We start from the raw sequence: 17129 nt of genomic DNA, 5'->3' as shown, positions 1-17129 counted from the left end.
GTTATTCCTCCTGGAAACGAAATCGGTTGCTCAGGTGGCGTGCGGGCCGCCGTCGGCCTCTGTCTCGAGGGAGTCCGTGTCGCGCCCGTCCTCAGGTCCGCTCACAGCGGTGTCCTTGCCGCCGCTCCCGAGCCCGTTCTCCTTGCGGAAGGACTCGTAGATCTGCAGCAGGACCTGCTTCTGTCTCTCGTTCAGCGCCGGGTCGGTGAGTATCGCGGTCTGTACCTCGACCCCGTCCAGACCCTGCCGTTCGTCCAGAATCCCGGCCTGGACGTACAGCGTCTCGGCGGATATCCGCAGCGCCTTGGCGAGCTGCTGCAGAATCTCCGCGCTCGGCTTGCGCAGACCGCGCTCGATCTGGCTGAGGTACGGGTTGGACACCCCGGCGGCATCCGCGAGCTGCCGCAGACTCAGCTGCGCCGTGCGCCGCTGCTCCCGCAGGAACTCGCCGAGATTGCCGACGTTGAGTGATGCCATACCTCGATGGTGCCGGGAAGTGCTAACTATTGCAAGCGCGGTGCTAGCAGGAGTGGTGCGGGTGGGGGTGTGGAGGTGGGCCGAGGGGGACCGGGCGCGAAAGATGTCATGGGCTACCGGCTACCGGCTACCGGCCCCGGTCGCCCGTCCCGGCCCCCGCGATGCCTCCACGAGGACGTCCCCGGCCGCCGTCCGCGCGTACAGCACCGACCGCCCGGCCCTCCGTCGCCCCACCAGCCCCGCGTCCAGCAGCACCCGCAGGTGCCGCCCGACCGACCCCAGCCCCTGCCCGGTCAGGGCGACCAGCTGGGTCGTGCTCAGGGGAGTCCCGAGCAGCACCAGCAATCGGGCCCGGGCGGGTCCGATGAGCGCCCCGAGGCCGGACGGGACGGGGCGTCGGTCGTGGTCCTCGGCGAGCACCCCGAGGCAGGGGTAGACGACGGCGTACCGCTCCCGCGCCTCCCACGACACCCACCCGGCCCTCGGCGTCACCGGCATGAACAGCAGCTCGGCCCCGGCGGCGACCTCCCGCGGCGGATACGCGTTCAGGTTGACCTGGAACCGGCTCTCCCCGAGCCACCGCGTCCCCGGCCGCAGGTCGTCCAGCACGGCCGCCCAGCCGCCCTGGCTCACCCGCGTGGTCCGCGCGACCATGTCGGCCTCCAGGATGCGCCGCCGATGCTCCCAGTACGGCCGTACGGTCTCTTCCCAGACGTACGTGAGCAGCGCGGTCGCCCGTTCGGGCAGGTCATCCCGCTCCAGGGCGGCGGGGAGCGGCCCCCGGAGGGACACCCGGAGGTCGGCGCGCGCCTGCCCGGCCCCGGCCGCCCGCACCCGGGCCACGCTCTCCTCGAAACTCTCCCCGACGCACGAGGTGGGGCAGATGAAGTCGGCGATCCAGGACGTGCCGAGGGCCGCCCGCACCAGCGGCGCGGTCACCGGGTCGGCCGCGAGGCGCGCGCGGTAGCCGGGCAGATGGGCGCGCAGCCAGGCCTCTTCGCCCGGGTGGGCGCCGGTCCCCGCGTACAGCAGTTTCAGGCTCGCGAAGGTCTCGGCGAACGGCGAGAGCACGAACCGGCTCCGGGCGAGGGTGTCGGTGTCGATCTGCCATAAGCCCATGCGGGACGACCTTTCGCGTGTCGGCGAAACAATAACCACAGCCCCCGCGCCGCTTCGAGACTCCGACACATGCGCAGCTACCGCACCCTGTTCCGCACCCCGGAGTTCACCCCGTACCTGCTCTCCTTCGCCGCCCATGCCGCGGCCCAGACGATCGGCGGCCTGGCCCTCGGCACGCTGGTCTTCCGGGCCACCGGCTCCCCGCTCCTGTCGGCGGTGAGCATGTTCGGCCCGCAACTGGCGCAGGTGCTGGGAGCCGTGTTCCTGCTCTCGGCCGCCGACCGCCTGCCCCCGCGCGCGGCCCTTTCCGGCCTCTCCCTCGCCTTCGCGACCGGTACGGCGGTGCTCGCACTGCCCGGTCTGCCGGTCGGGGCGGTCTTCGCCGTCGTACTGGCGCAGGGCCTGATCGCCTCCCTGGGCGGAGGCGTGCGCGCGGGCCTGCTCAACGACATCCTGCCGAAGGGTGGCTATGTCCTGGGCCGTTCCGTGTACAACATGCTCTGGGGCCTGATGCAGGTGGCCGGTTTCGCGACGGGCGGCGCGCTGCTGGCGCTCCTGGCACCGAGGACGTGCCTGCTCCTGGCGGCGGCGCTGTACGTGCTGTCGGCCTTCGTTACCCGCCTCGGCCTCACGGCTCGCCCGCCGCGCTTCTCCGGCCGCCCGTCCGTTGCGGCGACCTGGCGCACCAACGCCCTCCTGTGGTCCTCGCGCCCCCGCCGGCTGACATACCTGGGCCTGTGGATCCCCAACGGCCTGGTGGTCGGCTGCGATTCGCTCTTCGTCTCCTACGCCCCCGGGGCGGCCGGGACGCTGTTCGCGTGCGGGGCGCTGGGCATGTTCGTGGGCGATGTGACGGTGGGCCGCCTGGTGCCGCCCGCGTGGCGCCCCCGCCTCGCGGTCCCGCTGCGCCTGCTGCTGGCGGCGCCGTACCTGTTCTTCTTCCTGCGCCCGGGAGTGGCGCTGTCGGCCGTGGCCGCCGCCGTTGCCGCCGTCGGCTTCGCCGCGAGCCTGGTCCTGCAGGAACGCCTGATGTCCCTCACCCCCGACGACCTCGCGGGCCAGGCCCTCGGCCTGCACTTCGTCGGTATGTCCACCCTGCAGGGCGTCGGCGCGGCCCTGGCGGGCACGCTGGCCCAACTGACCTCCCCGGCCACGGCGATGACGCTGCTGGCGGCCGGATCGGTCATGGTGACCCTGACGCTTGCGGCGCTGGGTCGGCGTGAGGAGCGACGGCCGGCTGTCCCTGGCACGGGTCCGGGTGCCTTGCCGGAACCCGCCGCCGTGGATTAGGGGATCAGGGGCCAGGCGACCAGGGGATCAGCGGCCAGGGGATCAGGGGGACTGGTGGAGACGCCCCTGGCCGTCCTGGTCCTCGTCGAGCTTCCGGCCGCGCGGTCTTTCGAGCGTGGTGAGCCATTGGGTGACGACGGCGTCGATCCGCTGGCGGGCATCGCCTCGGCGCATCAGGCCTTCGAGCGAGGCGGAGTGGTGGGCAAGCAGGGGGTGGCGGTGTCCGGGAGGCAGGAGGCACCGGGCTCAGGTTCCCGGGTTCCTGTGACGACCGTGGCGTAGAGCTCGTCGGACTCGGCCACCCGGGGGCGCAGCCCGTTGCGGGTGAAGGCCTCGACGGCCTCCGGTGCCTGGTGCTCGCTCGTCTCGGCCAGCAGATGGCCCCCGGGCGCCAGCCACTGCGGGGCCGCCGCGGTCACCCGCCGCAGGACGTCGAGCCCGTCCGCACCGCCGTCGAGCGCCACCAGCGGCTCGAACTCGCGGGCCTCGGGCGGCAACAGCCCGACCTCCTCGGTCGGTACGTAGGGAACGTTGGCCACCAGGATGTCGATACGGCCCCGGAGCCCGGCGGGGAGCGCGTCGAAGAGGTCGCCCTCGTAGGCCCGGCCCCCGGCCTCGGTGATGTTGCGGCGGGCGCAGCGCACCGCGGCGGGCTCGATATCGGCGGCGTAGAGCTCGACCCGGTGAAGGGCCGCCGCCAGTACCGCGCCCACCGCGCCCGATCCGCAGCACAGATCGACGACGACCGTGGGCCGCCCGGTGCGCTCGGCGGTCCGCAGACCGAGGCCGATTGCCTGGTCCACCAGGAACTCGGTGCGGCGGCGCGGTACGAAGACCCCGGGATCGACGGTGATCCGCCGTCCGTGGAACTCCGCCCAGCCGACGACGTGTTCCAGCGGCAGGCCGAAGGCGCGCCGCTCCACCATCGCGGCCAGCTCGTCCGCCGTCTGCGCGGTGGACAGGAGCAGTTCCGCCTCGTCCTCGGCGAAGACACAGCCGGCGGCGCGCAGCGTGGTGACGACGGCGGAACGGGAGAGCGGCGCGGAAACGGCGGCCGGGGAGGGAGAAGGGGAGAGGGAGGAAAGCGGTGACGGATGGGGCGACATCTGAAACGACGACATGTGAGCCTTTCGGGGCGCCGACGGCGCTTCCCGGGTTCACCTGTGTCGGGCGGTCACCTGCGTCGAGGGGACCGCGGGAGCGTGAGCCGGGAGCGCCTGCCTGATCTGGCGGGGAATCGGTCTCACCTCCTGGGTCGGTCCACTACTGGGGGCGCCACATTACCTGACCTGGATCAGGGCGCACAGGTGGGCGGCCGCGGCCGGGTGACGGAGCGCCGAGGCGGAGCAAGAAAACAGCAGAGCAACGGCTCGCGGGAGGAGGGGAGTTCGCCTCGACGGCGAATGGCTGGAAAGTACTTGTCATATCGGAAAGTACTTGTCACGCTGAATGCGGAGAGTCGGAGCAGCATCAGTTGTCGGGGGGACGACATGGCGGAGTACGCCTCGCAGGAAGCAGCGGCCGCACTGGACCGTGCGCGGAAGCTGAGCTCGACGGTGCGGGACGGCACGAGGTGGTACGTCTGGTACCAGCTGATCTACGGCTGCGCTTCCGCGGCCCAGCTGCTCTCCGTCGGGCTGCTGGACCGCCCTTACGGCGTGGCGGTCGGTAGCGGCTTGTTGTGTGTCGCCGCCGTCGGGCTGGGGGTCTATGCGAGTCGGCAGCGGGTGGCACGCCGCGGTTTTGGATGGCGGCTAGGCATCATGCTCGCGTCCTGGGGACTGCTCTTCGGCGCTGTAATGATCCCTGGCACTGTGTGGTTCCCGGGGGCCCTGGCCTGGTGGGCTCCCGGCGCACTGGTGGTCGCCCTTCCCGGGCTGATAGGCGCTTACTTGGAGGCCCGGCGGTGACCGACCCGCATCACGGGGCACATCCGCGTCACGGACTCGACGACGTGATACACGCACCGGTCCGCTTCTCCATCGTGGCGACTCTCGCGGCTGCCGAAAAGGCCGAGTTCGCCTTTGTCCGCGACACCGTCGAGGTCAGCGATTCGGTCCTGTCCCGGCAGGTGGCCACCCTGGAGAAGGCCGGCTATGTCGCCGTCAAGAAGGGGTATGTCGGCAAGCGCCCACGCACCTGGCTCGCCCTGACGTCCACCGGCCGCACCGCCTTCGCCGCACACTGTCAGGCCCTGCGAGCGATAGCGGGCGACGGTGGCTGACGACGGACGGCTGCTCAGGGAGGACAGTCCCACCAGCGCCACAGCGACGCCGTGTTGACTTGAAGCGCGCTCCAACTCATACCGTCCGGGACGTGACTCCGGCGCAAGCCCGCCACCGGGCCCGGAGTTCAGCATTCAGCAATCAGGACGGGACCAGAGGCCGAGACTCGGAAACAGAGAGTCAGCGGCCGAGGGGCAGCGGCCGGGCGTCAGAGGCAGAAACTCAAAGCCCCGGGTCCGTCCGTCCGCCATACGCCCAGGAGGTAGCAGCAGCATGACCACGATGAACATCCCGTCGCGTCGCCTCGGCGAGCTGGTGGTTTCCGCGCAGGGGCTCGGCTGCATGGGGATGAGCCATGGGTACGGGGAATCGGACGACGCGCAGTCGATCGCGACCATCAACCGGGCGCTCGACCTCGGTGTCAGCCTGCTGGACACCTCCGACTTCTACGGAGCGGGGCACAACGAGGAGCTGATAGGCCGCGCCATTGCCGGCCGGCGGGACGAGGCGGTGCTGGCGACGAAGTTCGGGTTCGCCAACCGGCTCGGTGAGCCGACCGCGATCCGTGGCGATGCCGCCTACGTGCGGGAGGCCTGCGACGCATCGCTGCGCCGGCTCGGAGTCGATCACATCGACCTCTACTACCAGCACCGCGTCGACCCCGACGTACCGATCGAGGAGACCGTCGGTGCGATGGCCGAACTCGTCGCGGCGGGCAAGGTGCGGCACCTCGGGCTGTCCGAGGCGAGCGCGGCGACCCTGCGGCGGGCGCATGCGGTGCATCCGATCGCCGCGCTGCAGAGCGAGTGGTCGCTGTGGACCCGCGATCTGGAGCAGGAGATCGCCCCGGTGTGCCGCGAACTCGGCATCGGCCTGGTGCCGTTCTCGCCGCTCGGACGCGGCTTCCTGACCGGCCGCTACACCTCGGTGAAGGGCCTTCCGGAGTCCGATCTGCGCCGCAGCCAGCCGCGCTTCGCCGACGGCAACCTGGACCAGAACCTGGCCATCGTCGAGCAGTTGGACGCGCTCGCCGCGCAGAAGGGCGTCAGCGCCGGACAGCTCGCGCTGGCCTGGGTGCAGCACCGCGGGGACGACGTCGTACCGATCCCCGGAACGCGCCGGGTGAAGTACCTGGAGGAGAACCTCGGGGCGCTCGCCATCGAGCTGACCGCCGAAGAACTCGCCGCGATCGACGCCACGGCGCCGGCCGCCCGGATCGCCGGTACGCGGTACGACGAGGCCAGCATGACCTTCGTCAACCGGTAACCGGCCCTGGAGCAGCCGTCGTCAGAGTGCTGATCTTCCAGGTGCTCGACTCCCGCGGGTATCACGGTGCTCTCCTCCCGCGGACATCACGGTGGGGAACGGGAGGGGGGAGGCGGGCCCGTCAGCCTGCCAGGCTTTCCACCAGCAGGAGCGCACCGATGACGATCATCATGGCGCCGGAGCACCGGGTGACCGCCCGGGCCGCGGACGGCCGGGTCTTCAAAACGGTCCGGGCGAGCACGGCGACGCCGAGGTAGACGACGGCGCACGAGGCCATGTGCAGCGTGCCGAGCAATCCCGTCTGCGCGGCGACCGGCCAGCCCGTCGCCGGGTCGATGAACTGCGGGAACAGCGAGAAGTACAGCAGCAACGCCTTCGGGTTGAGGCCGCTGGTACCGGCCCCCTTGAGCATGATCTGCAAGCGGGACGAGCCCACGGCCGCACCGGAGGCCGTCAACGTGGCCGGCTGCCTCAGCACGCTGCAGCCGAGCCACACCAGGTAGCCCGCCCCCGCGACGGTCAGCGCGGTGAGCAGGGTCGTCGAGCTCGCCACGATCACCACCAGACCCGCGACCGCGAGCAGCGTGTATCCGGCGTACCCGGCTATCAGCCCCGCGACCGCCGGAACGACCGACCGGTCCCGCAGCCCCGCCCCGATCGCATAGGCCCAGTCCGCACCGGGGGTGAACACCAGCAGGAGATCCACTGCCAGGAAAGCCGCCAGTGTCGTCGTGTCCATGGACCGGTCCTTCTCTCACGTTCCGCGTTCTGCGCTATGAGGGGAAGGTTAGGTCTGATCTGCCCGAAAATGTTTCCGCATTTACCTCATGATCGCGCTTCTTGAGGGAGAATCTTCCCCATGGACGCCTTGGACCGGAAGATTCTTACCGAGCTGCAGTTGGACGGCCGTCTCACGGTCACCGAGCTCGCCGCCCGCGTGCAGCTGAGTGTGTCTCCCTGCCACCGCCGCCTGCGCGACCTCGAACGAGCAGGCGCGATCCGCGGCTACCGCGCCGTCGTGGACCCGGCCGCCGTCGGCCTCGACTTCGAAGCCCTCGTCTTCGCCACGCTGCGCTGGGAGGGCCGCGACACCGTCACCGCCTTCGAGGAGGCAGTGGCCGCCGTTCCCCACGTGCTCCAGGCCCAGCGCCTGTTCGGCGAGCCCGACTACCTCCTGCGCATCGCCACCACCGACCTGTCCGCCTTCCAGCAGCTCTACGACCAGCGCCTGGCCAGACTGCCCGGCGTCCAACGCCTGACCTCCACCCTCGTCATGAAGCACGTCGTCGACGACCGCCCGCTGCCCGAGTAGCCAAGCCGCGCGAACTGCCCCCAGGCGACGGTCCCTTGTGGCGGCCTCATGCGGTGGCCTTGGCCTCCCCCGGAAGGCGTCCACTCGGTCCCACGGCGAGCGCCTCCCACGGCGAGCGCCTCCCACGACAAGCTCGTCCCGCGACTAGCCCTCGTCCCGCGACATGACCTCATAGAGGTTGTGGGAGCCATCGCGGAAGTACAGGGCGCGGGCGCACAGTTGATGGTCGGTACGGCCGTTGTCCGGCGCGGCGGGGTTATTGCCGTAGGGAATGCCGGCGGCCTGGAGGCGGGTGAGGATTCCGTCGAAGGTCTCGGGATCGACGTCGAAGGCGAGGTGATGGCCATCGGCGCCCGGGACGGTCATGAAGTCGAGGGTGAGCGTTTCGTTCACCCGGACCGGGGCGAAGTGCCCCTGCCGGCCGGCCGGCGGCAGTTCCGGCAGACCCATGACCGACGCGAAGAAGTGGGCGGCCGCGCGGTGGTCGGCGGTGGGAACGATGGTGTGGTTGAGGGTCACGGTCATCAGGCTCTCCCGGAGTGGTGGAGGGTGCCGTGCAGCAGTACGTCGATGAGCTCGTCGGGAGTGAGCGGGGCATCGGCCTCCGGCATCGGCGTCTGCAGCCGGGTGAAGAGCAGCCCCAGAAATGCGGAGGCGACCTTCTCGGCGCTCAGGCGAAAGGCGTCCCGGTCGGGTTCGAGTAGTTCGACGACCGCATTGCGCAGGGCGAGGGCGGATTCGGTCCGGCCGTCCCGCGGTGGACGGTCGCCGTCCCGGGCGCCGGGGCCGGGCTCACGGCCGCGGCGGTGGCCGGAAGCGTGGAGCGCGCCGATGACGGTGCCCATCCGTTCCATGTGCGCGCGCAGCGCCTCGGCGGCTTCGGTCAGCCGTACCGCGAGCGGCTCGTCCAGGGAGACCGAGGCGAGCTCGCGCAGGACGTGGTCCGTGCCGATCGCCTCGGCGACACAGGCGTCCAGCACCTCGTCCTTGTCCTTGAAGGCCCGGAAGATCGTGGCCTCACCGATGCCGGCGGCGCGGGCGATCTGGCCGGTGGTGACGGCGGCACCGTACTCCGCCACGAGCGGCAGTGCGGCGGCCACGATCATGGCCCGGCGCTGCTCGACGCTCATGCCGGGGGCACGTCGACGGGAAGGAGGCGTGGTCATGACCTCCAAGGTACGGAGTGAGTACTCACTCCGTCAATGCCGACGCGTTTCCGGCTCTCCCTCCCTAGACTTTTTGGAGCGTGAGGGGGCCGGTGTCGGCGGTCGCTGTTCCGGGCCGTTGGCCGTACGGAAGGGTGGCGCGCCATGGATTGGAAGCTTGAGCTGGTGCCGATTCCGGTTGCCGATGTGGAGCGGGCCAAGCATTTCTACGGCGAGCAGCTGGGCTTTGCCGTCGATCACGACATGTGCGTCGGTGACGCGGTGCGCGTCGTGCAGCTGACGCCGCCGGGGTCGGGCTGCTCGATCGTGATCGGCGCGGGCGACGGGGTCGCGGAGGGGGAGCCCGGTTCCGTGCAGGGGCTCCAGCTGGTGGTCTCCGATATCGCCGCGGCCCGTGCGCAACTGGTCGAACGGGGCGTGGCGGCCGGTCCCGTACAGCATGTGGAGGGCGGGGCGATGGCCGACGGCCCCGGCGGTGCGTGGAACTCGTTCGTCTACTTCAGCGACCCGGACGGCAACGGCTGGGCGCTCCAGGAGCGACCGTCCGACGGCTGACAGGGCCGAGGGGTGTGAGGGACCTGCCGGATCTGGCCGGATTCGGCAGATCCGGCAGGACGCGGGGGCGCCGGCTCCTAGGGTCGGCGTCATGACGATGGCGATGGAACGGGAAGACTTTCTGCGCGCCTTTCATGCCGCGCATCCCGCGGTGACCGCGCGGGCGATGGCTCATGGGCGGGCCGGGGACGGCCGTTCCAGTTACGACATCCTGCGGGACCGGGTGGCGGCGTGCGGCCGGGTGCTGGATCTCGGCTGTGGCGACGGGCTGTTGCTGGAACTCCTCGCCACCGGGGAGGCGGGCGCCCGGCGCCGGCTCGCCGGGATCGACCTGTCCGCCGAGGAGTTGGCGCTGGCCCGCCGCCGCCCCGGCGTCGGACGGGCGGACCTCCGCGTCGGCAGGGCACAGCAACTACCCTTCCCCGCAGCGCACTTCGACGGCTGCGTCTCCCACATGGCGCTGATGCTGATGAGCGACGCGGAGCAGGTTGCGGCGGAGCTGGCGCGGGTGCTGGAGCCGGGCGGGACGCTGGCCGTCGTCGTGGGTGGCGGGGCGGCCGGCGGTGAGGCGTACGAGAGGTTTCTGCGGCTGGCGAAGCCGTTGTTCAAGGAGGCGCCGCCGGAGCAGCGGACCCCGCCGCTCGGGAACCCGCGGCTGCGCAGCCACGAGGGCTTCGACGAGGTTTTCGGGGCGGCCGGATTCGGCCCCGTGGAGTGGGAGACCGTACGGATCGATCTGTCGGGGCCGCCCGAGCGGATCTGGCACACCGTCGGCTGCCTCTACGACATCGGGCCGCTCGACCCCGCGGTCACCGCGGATCTACGGGCCCGCTTCGAGGCGGAGTCGGCGGCGGCAGCGCTGCCGGACGGCAGTATTCCGTGCGCGATGAACGTGCATCTCGCGACGGCGGTGCGGCGGTAATCCGGCAGCGGCTCTGTGGTGACGGGGCTCAGCCGCCGTACGGGCGGGTCGCGCGGGCCTCGCGGAGGGTCACCGCCCACCAGGTCAGCTGGTTGAGCAGGGTGTCGGCGGCCTGTGCGGCGGGGGCCGGGTCGTGCAGGCTGCCCGCCTCGTCGAAGAGGTTGCCGGAGAGCGAGAAGCTCACCGTTTCGCGGACCGTGGTGGCATGCAACTCGGCAAAAACCAACCGCAGTTGCTCGACGGCGCGCAGACCGCCGGAGACTCCGCCGTACGACACGAAGCCGACCGGCTTGGCCTGCCACTGGCGGTGCAGCAGGTCGATGGCGTGCTTGAGCGGGGCCGGGAACGAGTGGTTGTACTCCGCGGTGATCACGACGAATGCGTCGGCCTCGTCGACATGCTTGGCGAACGACTCGAACTCCGCACTGCCGTAGCGGAGTTCGTACGGGCGGACGGTGTCGAGGTCGATCACGTCCAGGTCGATATGCGCGTGGGTCTCGGCGTGCCGGGAGAACCAGTTCGCGATGACAGGGGCGAACCGGCCCTCCCGGGTGCTGGCGATGATCACTGCGAGACGGTAGGGGTGCTCGGACATGCGGGGCCCTTCGTGGCGTGACACGTGAGCGGCGGGAGCGCCGCCGACCACCGACGCTAGGACCTCAAGTGAGCTTGAGGTCAAGCGATCAGGCCATACCCGAGCCGTGCCCACGGGCGAGCAGCCCTCGTCTCACTCCGCCCCGAACAGCTTCAGCAGCTCCGACTTCTCGAACATCCGCGCCGTCTCGATGGCCGAGGGGGTGCCCGCCGACGGGTCCGCGCCGTGTGCCACCAGAATCTTGACGACCTCGTCCTCGGCCTTGAAGACCGCGCCGGCGAGCGGGGTCTGGCCACGGTCGTTGGGGCGGTCGGCGTCGGCGCCACGCTGCAACAGGGCCTCCACGGTGGCGGGGTGACCGTGGTACGCCGCCAGCATCACCAGCGAGTCGCCCTTGTCGTTCGTCAGGTTGGCGGGGACACCCGCGTCCACGTATGCGGCGACGGTGTCGGTGTCGCCGTGCCGTGCCAGGTCGAACACCTTCGCCGCGAGCTGCAGCACCTCGGGGTCGTGCGCGTGCTCGATCGCCTCGGGCCCCTGCGGCTCGGAATTCGCGTCGCTCATGATCGCCGGCCTCCTGCTGTGGTGGGTGGTGCGTGCCTGCACTGTGTCATCGCCACCTTATGCAGGCCGGCGCTGCGGGGGCAGCGGGCGCGAGGGGTGGGGGAGGGGCGGGGTGCTCTGGGCGGGTATGGCTGGGGCCGGTTTGCCTACGGGGTGTGGTTGGGGCGCCGTAGGGGGCGCTCGGTGGCCCCGCAGCGGGTGTTCCTTGGCCTGAGGCCGCATGTGTGCGGTGACGGACGGTGCCACCGGCCGTCAGCCGGGAACGAACGAAGGCCGGAGGGGATGTACCGGGACCCGCCCGCAGGGCCGGAGCGAACGCCGGGGTACTCAATTCCACGTACCAGGGCCGCCCGCGCCGTGGGGGCACCTCCCGGCCGAAGGCTGGGGGAGGGTTCCGGTGCGTCCCCTCCGGCCCCAGCGGCAACCACGAACCCCGCAAGGCGCCAGCCCCGCAAAGCCCCCACCCCTCAAAACGCAGCCCTGATCTCCCCGACCCGTACCCCTCCGCCCCACAGCGGCGCATCCTCCAGCCGGGACAGCACAGCGGCGTCGATCCCCATCAGACGCAGCGTCCGGGCGAGAACCGGCCCCAGAGCGCGGCCCGCCCCGTCGTCGACCTTGAAGGCGAGGGCCCGGCCGTCCGGGAGGGCCAGCGCCTGGACCGCCTCGGCCCCCATCTTGGCGAGCGTGCCCGGCAGGGCTCGCATCAGCCAGGTGTCCGGCCGCCGCGTGCCCGCAACGTACTCGGGGTGGGCACGCATCGCATCCGCCACCCGCCGCTCAGGACTCCCGGGCTCGGCGAGCACGAAGGACCGGAAGGCGCGGGCCAGCCCGGTCAGGGACAGCGAGAGCAGCGGCGCCCCGCAGCCATCCGTGCCGATGTGCGCGACCTCCTCGCCGCTCGCGGCCCGCACCCCCTCGGCCACCAGCTGCTGCAGCGGATGCGCCTGGTCGAGGTACGAGCCGAGCGGCCAGCCGTTGCGCGCACAGGCGGCCAGCATCGCGGTGTGCTTGCCCGAGCAGTTCATCGTGAGGCGGTCGCGGACCCGTCCGGCGGCGAGGTACGCCTCCGCCTCCTCCGGGTCCAGGGGCAGGTCCGCCGGCGTCTGCAGCTGCTCGGCGGTCAGCCCGTGCTCGGCCAGCATGGTCCGCACCAGGTCGAGGTGGAAGGGCTCGCCGGAATGGCTCGCGGCGGCCAGCGCCAGCCGCTCGCCGGAGAGGTCAAGACCCGCCCGCAGCACCGCCGCGGCCTGCATCGGCTTGTTGGTGGAGCGGGGGAAGACGGGAGCGGTCACCTCGCCCAGCGACCACTCCACGCCGCCGTCCGCCGCGAGCACCACCAGGGCCCCGCGGTGCCGGCCCTCGACGAAGCCGGAGCGGACGACCTCGGCGAGCACGGGGGACACCGGCGAAGACCTGCCGGCTTCCACGCCGGCGTCTGCGCCGGCTTCCGGGGTCGGTGCGGATATCGGAGTGGGCGAGGTCATCGGCGGCCTTCCGGGGAGTGACCCGTCGCCCCCCGAAGGCTGGTGGCCCGGTCAGGACAGCAGGTCGTCTACTTGCGCTTCGCCTTCACGGTACCTTCGGGCGATTTCGGCGCTGCAGTCGTCGGCGGTGCGCTGCAGTGACTGACGGCGACGCGACACCTCCTGTTCGTAGCGGATCAGCCGGCCCATGGCCTCCTGGAGTTCCTGGTCGGTGCGCGCGGTGAGGTCGGACAGCGCGACCTCGCCGAGGATTTCCTCGGCGAGCCTGCGGTTCTCCTCGCTGTGCGGCGTGCCGACCGTCACATGCCGCGCCGAGGAGCGGTGCCGGGACGGCAGGTCCGTGAGGATCTCCGGCAGCCGGTCGAGCAGCGGGGAGTGCTGCGCGGACCGGCGGGCGATCTCGGCCCGCAGGATGTCGATCCGGCCCTGCAACAGCCGCCGCAGATAGCTGAGATCGGCCTCTTCCTGCTGTGAGTCGCGCCGCACCACCCGCAGCTCGGGCAGCCCCAGGCCGGACAGCTCGGGCGCCGTGTCCGGACGGCAGCGGTCGCGCTGCTGCGGGGGGCGGGGTTGCTGCGCCTGGCCTGCCTGGAGCATGGGACCGTCCTCGGTGCCGGGGGGCTCGACGCGAGCCGCTGCCGTGGTCGTCGTCAGGGCGGTGGGGGGTGGTGGAGTGCCGGGCGGACGTGCGGTGTCTGGCGTGGGGGCGGTGGAGGTCGTCCGGCCGGTCGGTGTCGTACGGGCGGTTGGTACGGGACCGGGTGTCTGTCCGGCGCCGAGAGTGCTCATGGGTCGTTCCGTCCCCTCGTCCGGTGCCGCTTCCTGGGCATGTTGTCCATGAAACGCACCACGTGCACGCATCGTGCCACTCTGGGCGGTCCTTCTGCAGGGCCATGGCACCCGAACGGCCCCCGGAGGGGCACGGCTGTCCGAAGGCGGTGTGCCGCCCGGCATGATGGCGGGTATGCGAGCTGTGGTGCAAAGGGTTGACGGCGCACGCGTCGAGGTGGCGGGCGAGACGGTCGGAGAGATCGTCGGTGAGGGGCTGTGCGTGCTGGTGGGGGTCACGCACGAGGACACCCCCGAGAAGGCGGCGCAGCTGGCCCGCAAGCTGTGGTCGGTGCGGATTCTGCAGGGCGAGAAGTCCTGCTCGGACACCGCCGCGCCGCTGCTGGTGATCAGCCAGTTCACTCTCTACGGTGACGCCCGCAAGGGCCGCCGCCCGACCTGGAACGCCGCGGCCCCGGGGCCGGTCGCCGAGCCGCTGGTGGATGAGGTCGTGGCGCAGCTGCGGGCGCTGGGCGCCCAGGTGGAGACCGGCCGCTTCGGCGCGGACATGAAGGTGTCGCTGACGAACGACGGGCCGTTCACGGTGCTGGTGGAGGTGTAGGGGGCCGGCTGGACGCGCAGGCGTCAGCCGGCGCAGGCCCCGACGGGCACCCCGGGCAGAAGGCACCCCGGGCAGAAGGCACCCCGGTGCAGAGGCTCCCGGCGCAGAAGGCCCCCGCACCGGCCGCCGGAGCGCCGCCGTGCCCCCGTGGCGCGCCCTACGGTTCGACGACCGCCTCCTGCGCCGCTGCCGTGCCCCCCGCCATCAACTGCGCGTCCAGCGGCACATTCCGCTTGACCAGGGCGAGCGCGATCGGGCCGAGCTCGTGATGGCGGGCCGAGGTGGTGACGAAGCCGAGCTGCCGGCCCTCCTCGCCGTCCGAGGCGAGACGGACGGGGGCACCGTGCGGCGGCAGATGGACCTCGCTGCCGTCCAGGTGCAGGAAGACCAGCCGACGCGGCGGCTTCCCCAGGTTGTGGACCCGGGCGACGGTCTCCTGGCCGCGGTAGCAGCCCTTCTGGAGGTGTACGGCGGTGCCGATCCAGCCCAGCTCGTGCGGGATGGTGCGGTGGTCGGTCTCCAGGCCCAGCCGGGGGCGGTGGGCCTCGACGCGCAGCGCCTCCAGCGCCAGGACACCGGCCGCCGGGCCGTGATCAGCGGCGAACCGCTCCAGCTCGGCGCGCGGCAGGAACAGATCGCGGCCGTGCGCGGTCTCGCGGACGACGGCGCCGGCGGGCGCCTCGGCGATGGAGCCGGCCGGCAGATGGACGACGGCGATCTCGTCCGTGCGGTCGGCGACCTCGACCCGGTAGAAGAATTTCATGCTCTCCAGGTAGGCGATCAGCGCCTCCTGGTGGCCGGGTTCGGTGTGCATCCAGGTCGTCTCGCCGTCGTCGACGAGGTAGACCGCATGCTCGATGTGGCCGTGCGCGGACAGGATCAGCGCCTCGGTGGCATGGCCGGGCGCGAGTTCGCTGACGTGCTGGGTGAGCAGCAGGTGCAGCCAGCTCAGGCGTTCGGGGCCGGTGACGGTGACCACGCCGCGGTGGGAGAGGTCCACGAAGCCGGAGCCGTCGGCGAGGGCGCGCTGCTCACGGAAGAGGTCTCCGTAGTGCGCGGCGACGCCTTCGTCCGGAGCCTCGGCGGGGACGGCGCCGGGCAGCGACAGCAGGGGGCTGGCGGGTGATGGTCGCAGCATGGGGCCAGCCTACGACCCGTCCGCGACAGTCTCAGCCGTCGCCCTCGGCGGTCTTCTCACGGCAGGCGGCACAGCGTCCGAAGATCGCGAAGTGCTTCATGTCCGTCTCGAAGCCGAACTGCCGTCGCAGCTGGGCCGTGAACGGCTCGGCCACCGACAGATCCGCCTCGATGACGTCAGAGCAGTCCCGGCAGACCAGGTGGATGTGGTGGTGGCGGTCGGCGAGGTGGTAGGTGGGGGCGCCGTGTCCGAGGTGGGCATGGCTGACCAGGCCCAGCTCTTCGAGGAGTTCCAGGGTCCGGTAGACCGTGGAGATGTTCACCCCGCCCGCGGTCTTGCGCACCTCGGTGAGGATGTCGTCAGGGGTGGCGTGCTCCAGCCTGTCCACAGCCTCCAGTACGAGCTGACGCTGGGGGGTCAGGCGGTATCCGCGCCTGCGGAGGTCGCTCTGCCAGTCGGTGGTCACCACACAGCCAGTGTAGGAGGACGGGCGCCGGGCGGCCGTGGGCTGCCGCGTCAGGCCGCCCCCGTACGGCCACCACGTCAGCCGCCCGCCCGTACGCCGGGTCAGCCGCCCGCCCGTACGCCCCGCAGGTAGCGGGCCAGGTCGCCGACCGCGGCCGGGTTGCGGGGGCTTTCGACGAGTTCGGCGTAATCCATGACGTAAATCCGGTGGTGCTTGACGGCCGGGACGCCGGCGAGCGGGGCGTAGGACTCCAGGAACGCCTTCTTCTGTGCGGCGGAGGTGTCGCCGTAGTTGTTGATCACGATGACGTCGGGGTTGCGGGCGACGACGGTCTCCCAGCCGACCGTCGTCCAGGAGTCCTTGAGGTCCTTCATGACGTTCTCGCCGCCCGCCTTGGTGATGATGTCGTGCGGTCCGGCGTACCTGCCCGAGGTCAACGGCTTGTCGCGGCCGTCGTCGTAGAGGAAGACGGACGGACGTCCGGCCGCGGCGGGGGCCCGGTCCGCGGCGTCGGCCACCTGCTTCTTGTACTTCTTCACCAGGGCGGCGGCGCGGTCCTCGACGCCGAAGATCTTCCCGAGCGTGGTCAGGTCGGTGTAGAGCGCCTTCAGCGGCGGCATCACGCCGCGCGCCGTGCCGTCCGAGCCGTCCGTGCCGTGGTGGCAGGACTCGGTCAGGACGTAGCTGCCGATGCCGAGCTTGCCGAGGGCGGCGGGGGTCAGGCCGGTGTCCTCGCCGAAGCCGTAGTTCCAGCCCGCGAAGACCAGGTCGGCACGCGCGTCGAGGACCATCTCCTTGGTGAGCGGCTTGGTCGAGAGCCGGGGGACCTTGTCGTACGCGGCCTTCCAGGGCAGGCCGTCGAGATCGCCCTTGTCGTCCGGCACGGCATAGCCGGCCATCCGGTCCTCCAGGCCCAGCGCGAACATGATCTCGGTGATGCCGACGTCATTGGTGACCACCCGGCGGGGTGCTTGGTCGTAGGTGGTGCGGGTGCCGCAGTTCTCGACGGTGACGGGGTAGTGGCCGGCGGCCCCGGCGGGGTGCCGGCCGGACGCGTGGTTCGTGTCGTCGCTGCCGTCGCCGGAGACCTTCGCGCCGCAGCCGGTCAGGGCGAGCGCGAGGGCGAGGACGGTGAGCGGGGCGGTGGGGCGGCGCAT

Annotated in this window: 22 protein-coding genes; 8 read left to right on the top strand and 14 right to left on the bottom strand. The window is 71.5% G+C overall.

What is annotated here, in order from left to right; translation table 11 throughout:
• Positions 1-30: 30 nt before the first annotated feature.
• Positions 31-477 carry a helix-turn-helix domain-containing protein gene (locus D9V36_RS19150; protein WP_088799259.1) on the bottom strand — a complete coding sequence of 149 codons (447 nt, stop codon included), beginning with the start codon at positions 475-477 and terminating at the stop codon, positions 31-33.
• A gap of 120 nt (positions 478-597) precedes the next feature.
• The gene (locus D9V36_RS19145) at positions 598-1596 is read right to left on the bottom strand and encodes an ArsR/SmtB family transcription factor (protein ID WP_129294857.1); all 999 of its coding nucleotides are present in this window, start codon (positions 1594-1596) and stop codon (positions 598-600) included.
• A gap of 69 nt (positions 1597-1665) precedes the next feature.
• Here D9V36_RS19145 and D9V36_RS19140 point away from each other — a divergent pair, with 69 nt between their 5' ends.
• The gene (locus D9V36_RS19140) at positions 1666-2886 is read left to right on the top strand and encodes an MFS transporter (protein WP_206739695.1); all 1221 of its coding nucleotides are present in this window, start codon (positions 1666-1668) and stop codon (positions 2884-2886) included.
• A gap of 42 nt (positions 2887-2928) precedes the next feature.
• Here D9V36_RS19140 and D9V36_RS42645 read toward each other — a convergent pair whose 3' ends face one another.
• Positions 2929-3060, bottom strand: a complete 132-nt coding sequence (locus D9V36_RS42645; protein ID WP_277753458.1) for a hypothetical protein — start codon at positions 3058-3060, stop codon at positions 2929-2931.
• Positions 3060-4007: a putative protein N(5)-glutamine methyltransferase gene (locus D9V36_RS19130; RefSeq protein WP_241720936.1), complete on the bottom strand. Its 948-nt coding sequence runs from the start codon at positions 4005-4007 to the stop codon at positions 3060-3062. Before D9V36_RS19130 ends, D9V36_RS42645 begins: the two co-directional genes overlap by 1 nt.
• Before the next feature lie 369 nt (positions 4008-4376).
• Between D9V36_RS19130 and D9V36_RS19125 the strand changes: the two genes are divergently transcribed.
• The 3 genes from D9V36_RS19125 (at position 4377) to D9V36_RS19115 (ending at position 6377) form a co-directional block, all read left to right on the top strand.
• Positions 4377-4796: a hypothetical protein gene (locus D9V36_RS19125; protein ID WP_129294855.1), complete on the top strand. Its 420-nt coding sequence runs from the start codon at positions 4377-4379 to the stop codon at positions 4794-4796.
• Positions 4793-5110 carry a winged helix-turn-helix domain-containing protein gene (locus D9V36_RS19120; RefSeq protein WP_129294854.1) on the top strand — a complete coding sequence of 106 codons (318 nt, stop codon included), beginning with the start codon at positions 4793-4795 and terminating at the stop codon, positions 5108-5110. Before D9V36_RS19125 ends, D9V36_RS19120 begins: the two co-directional genes overlap by 4 nt.
• 274 nt (positions 5111-5384) lie before the next feature.
• Complete coding sequence (locus D9V36_RS19115) at positions 5385-6377, top strand: aldo/keto reductase (protein ID WP_129294853.1); 993 nt, start codon at positions 5385-5387, stop codon at positions 6375-6377.
• 121 nt (positions 6378-6498) lie between these two features.
• Here the strand turns inward: D9V36_RS19115 and D9V36_RS19110 are convergent, their stop codons facing one another.
• Positions 6499-7116 (bottom strand): LysE family translocator, encoded by a 618-nt coding sequence (locus D9V36_RS19110; protein WP_129294852.1) that lies wholly within the window; start codon positions 7114-7116, stop codon positions 6499-6501.
• A 120-nt stretch (positions 7117-7236) separates the two neighbouring features.
• Here D9V36_RS19110 and D9V36_RS19105 point away from each other — a divergent pair, with 120 nt between their 5' ends.
• The gene (locus tag D9V36_RS19105) at positions 7237-7689 is read left to right on the top strand and encodes an Lrp/AsnC family transcriptional regulator (RefSeq protein WP_129294851.1); all 453 of its coding nucleotides are present in this window, start codon (positions 7237-7239) and stop codon (positions 7687-7689) included.
• Between the two features lie 144 nt (positions 7690-7833).
• Here D9V36_RS19105 and D9V36_RS19100 read toward each other — a convergent pair whose 3' ends face one another.
• On the bottom strand, positions 7834-8214 hold the full coding sequence (locus D9V36_RS19100; protein ID WP_129294850.1) for a VOC family protein: 381 nt from the start codon (positions 8212-8214) through the stop codon (positions 7834-7836).
• A complete protein-coding gene (locus D9V36_RS19095; protein ID WP_431357684.1) occupies positions 8214-8855 on the bottom strand; it encodes a TetR/AcrR family transcriptional regulator in 642 nt (213 codons plus the stop codon). The genes D9V36_RS19100 and D9V36_RS19095 overlap by 1 nt, the downstream gene beginning before the upstream one ends.
• 144 nt (positions 8856-8999) lie before the next feature.
• Between D9V36_RS19095 and D9V36_RS19090 the strand changes: the two genes are divergently transcribed.
• The gene (locus D9V36_RS19090) at positions 9000-9410 is read left to right on the top strand and encodes a VOC family protein (protein ID WP_129294849.1); all 411 of its coding nucleotides are present in this window, start codon (positions 9000-9002) and stop codon (positions 9408-9410) included.
• 91 nt (positions 9411-9501) lie between these two features.
• A complete protein-coding gene (locus D9V36_RS19085; protein ID WP_241720935.1) occupies positions 9502-10332 on the top strand; it encodes a class I SAM-dependent methyltransferase in 831 nt (276 codons plus the stop codon).
• Positions 10333-10360: 28 nt separating this feature from the next.
• On the opposite strand, the gene D9V36_RS19080 is transcribed toward D9V36_RS19085, so the two are convergent.
• The 4 genes from D9V36_RS19080 to D9V36_RS19065 all read right to left on the bottom strand — a co-directional run bounded on the left by D9V36_RS19080 (position 10361) and on the right by D9V36_RS19065 (position 13767).
• Positions 10361-10927, bottom strand: a complete 567-nt coding sequence (locus D9V36_RS19080; RefSeq protein ID WP_129294848.1) for an NADPH-dependent FMN reductase — start codon at positions 10925-10927, stop codon at positions 10361-10363.
• Positions 10928-11059: 132 nt separating this feature from the next.
• A complete protein-coding gene (locus D9V36_RS19075) occupies positions 11060-11491 on the bottom strand; it encodes an ankyrin repeat domain-containing protein (RefSeq protein ID WP_129294847.1) in 432 nt (143 codons plus the stop codon).
• A 467-nt stretch (positions 11492-11958) separates the two neighbouring features.
• Complete coding sequence (locus D9V36_RS19070) at positions 11959-12978, bottom strand: asparaginase (protein WP_241720934.1); 1020 nt, start codon at positions 12976-12978, stop codon at positions 11959-11961.
• Between the two features lie 51 nt (positions 12979-13029).
• Positions 13030-13767, bottom strand: a complete 738-nt coding sequence (locus D9V36_RS19065; protein WP_129294846.1) for an ABC transporter substrate-binding protein — start codon at positions 13765-13767, stop codon at positions 13030-13032.
• A gap of 175 nt (positions 13768-13942) precedes the next feature.
• Between D9V36_RS19065 and dtd the strand changes: the two genes are divergently transcribed.
• A complete protein-coding gene (gene dtd / locus D9V36_RS19060) occupies positions 13943-14368 on the top strand; it encodes a D-aminoacyl-tRNA deacylase (protein WP_088799275.1) in 426 nt (141 codons plus the stop codon).
• 157 nt (positions 14369-14525) lie between these two features.
• Here the strand turns inward: dtd and D9V36_RS19055 are convergent, their stop codons facing one another.
• The 3 genes from D9V36_RS19055 to D9V36_RS19045 all read right to left on the bottom strand — a co-directional run bounded on the left by D9V36_RS19055 (position 14526) and on the right by D9V36_RS19045 (position 17129).
• Complete coding sequence (locus D9V36_RS19055) at positions 14526-15506, bottom strand: YgfZ/GcvT domain-containing protein (protein WP_129294845.1); 981 nt, start codon at positions 15504-15506, stop codon at positions 14526-14528.
• Positions 15507-15537: 31 nt separating this feature from the next.
• A complete protein-coding gene (locus D9V36_RS19050; RefSeq protein WP_129294844.1) occupies positions 15538-15975 on the bottom strand; it encodes a Fur family transcriptional regulator in 438 nt (145 codons plus the stop codon).
• 98 nt (positions 15976-16073) lie between these two features.
• Positions 16074-17129 (bottom strand): ABC transporter substrate-binding protein, encoded by a 1056-nt coding sequence (locus D9V36_RS19045; protein WP_129294843.1) that lies wholly within the window; start codon positions 17127-17129, stop codon positions 16074-16076.

Source organism: Streptomyces lydicus (genome assembly GCF_004125265.1).
Taxonomy (GTDB): domain Bacteria; phylum Actinomycetota; class Actinomycetes; order Streptomycetales; family Streptomycetaceae; genus Streptomyces; species Streptomyces lydicus_C.
The sequence above is the reverse complement of the archived record's forward strand: the minus strand, read 5'-3'. Positions and strand labels throughout refer to the sequence as shown.

Bases quoted from the DNA above. Each gene is read 5' to 3' on its own strand.
- D9V36_RS19150 (WP_088799259.1), bottom strand. From the start codon at position 477: ATGGCATCACTCAACGTCGGCAATCTCGGCGAGTTCCTGCGGGAGCAG.
- D9V36_RS19145 (WP_129294857.1), bottom strand. From the start codon at position 1,596: ATGGGCTTATGGCAGATCGACACCGACACCCTCGCCCGGAGCCGGTTC.
- D9V36_RS19140 (WP_206739695.1), top strand. From the start codon at position 1,666: ATGCGCAGCTACCGCACCCTGTTCCGCACCCCGGAGTTCACCCCGTAC.
- D9V36_RS42645 (WP_277753458.1), bottom strand. From the start codon at position 3,060: ATGCGCCGAGGCGATGCCCGCCAGCGGATCGACGCCGTCGTCACCCAA.
- D9V36_RS19130 (WP_241720936.1), bottom strand. From the start codon at position 4,007: ATGTCGTCGTTTCAGATGTCGCCCCATCCGTCACCGCTTTCCTCCCTC.
- D9V36_RS19125 (WP_129294855.1), top strand. From the start codon at position 4,377: ATGGCGGAGTACGCCTCGCAGGAAGCAGCGGCCGCACTGGACCGTGCG.
- D9V36_RS19115 (WP_129294853.1), top strand. From the start codon at position 5,385: ATGACCACGATGAACATCCCGTCGCGTCGCCTCGGCGAGCTGGTGGTT.
- D9V36_RS19110 (WP_129294852.1), bottom strand. From the start codon at position 7,116: ATGGACACGACGACACTGGCGGCTTTCCTGGCAGTGGATCTCCTGCTG.
- D9V36_RS19105 (WP_129294851.1), top strand. From the start codon at position 7,237: ATGGACGCCTTGGACCGGAAGATTCTTACCGAGCTGCAGTTGGACGGC.
- D9V36_RS19100 (WP_129294850.1), bottom strand. From the start codon at position 8,214: ATGACCGTGACCCTCAACCACACCATCGTTCCCACCGCCGACCACCGC.
- D9V36_RS19095 (WP_431357684.1), bottom strand. From the start codon at position 8,855: ATGACCACGCCTCCTTCCCGTCGACGTGCCCCCGGCATGAGCGTCGAG.
- D9V36_RS19090 (WP_129294849.1), top strand. From the start codon at position 9,000: ATGGATTGGAAGCTTGAGCTGGTGCCGATTCCGGTTGCCGATGTGGAG.
- D9V36_RS19085 (WP_241720935.1), top strand. From the start codon at position 9,502: ATGACGATGGCGATGGAACGGGAAGACTTTCTGCGCGCCTTTCATGCC.
- D9V36_RS19080 (WP_129294848.1), bottom strand. From the start codon at position 10,927: ATGTCCGAGCACCCCTACCGTCTCGCAGTGATCATCGCCAGCACCCGG.
- D9V36_RS19075 (WP_129294847.1), bottom strand. From the start codon at position 11,491: ATGAGCGACGCGAATTCCGAGCCGCAGGGGCCCGAGGCGATCGAGCAC.
- D9V36_RS19070 (WP_241720934.1), bottom strand. From the start codon at position 12,978: ATGACCTCGCCCACTCCGATATCCGCACCGACCCCGGAAGCCGGCGCA.
- D9V36_RS19065 (WP_129294846.1), bottom strand. From the start codon at position 13,767: ATGAGCACTCTCGGCGCCGGACAGACACCCGGTCCCGTACCAACCGCC.
- dtd (WP_088799275.1), top strand. From the start codon at position 13,943: ATGCGAGCTGTGGTGCAAAGGGTTGACGGCGCACGCGTCGAGGTGGCG.
- D9V36_RS19055 (WP_129294845.1), bottom strand. From the start codon at position 15,506: ATGCTGCGACCATCACCCGCCAGCCCCCTGCTGTCGCTGCCCGGCGCC.
- D9V36_RS19045 (WP_129294843.1), bottom strand. From the start codon at position 17,129: ATGCGCCGCCCCACCGCCCCGCTCACCGTCCTCGCCCTCGCGCTCGCC.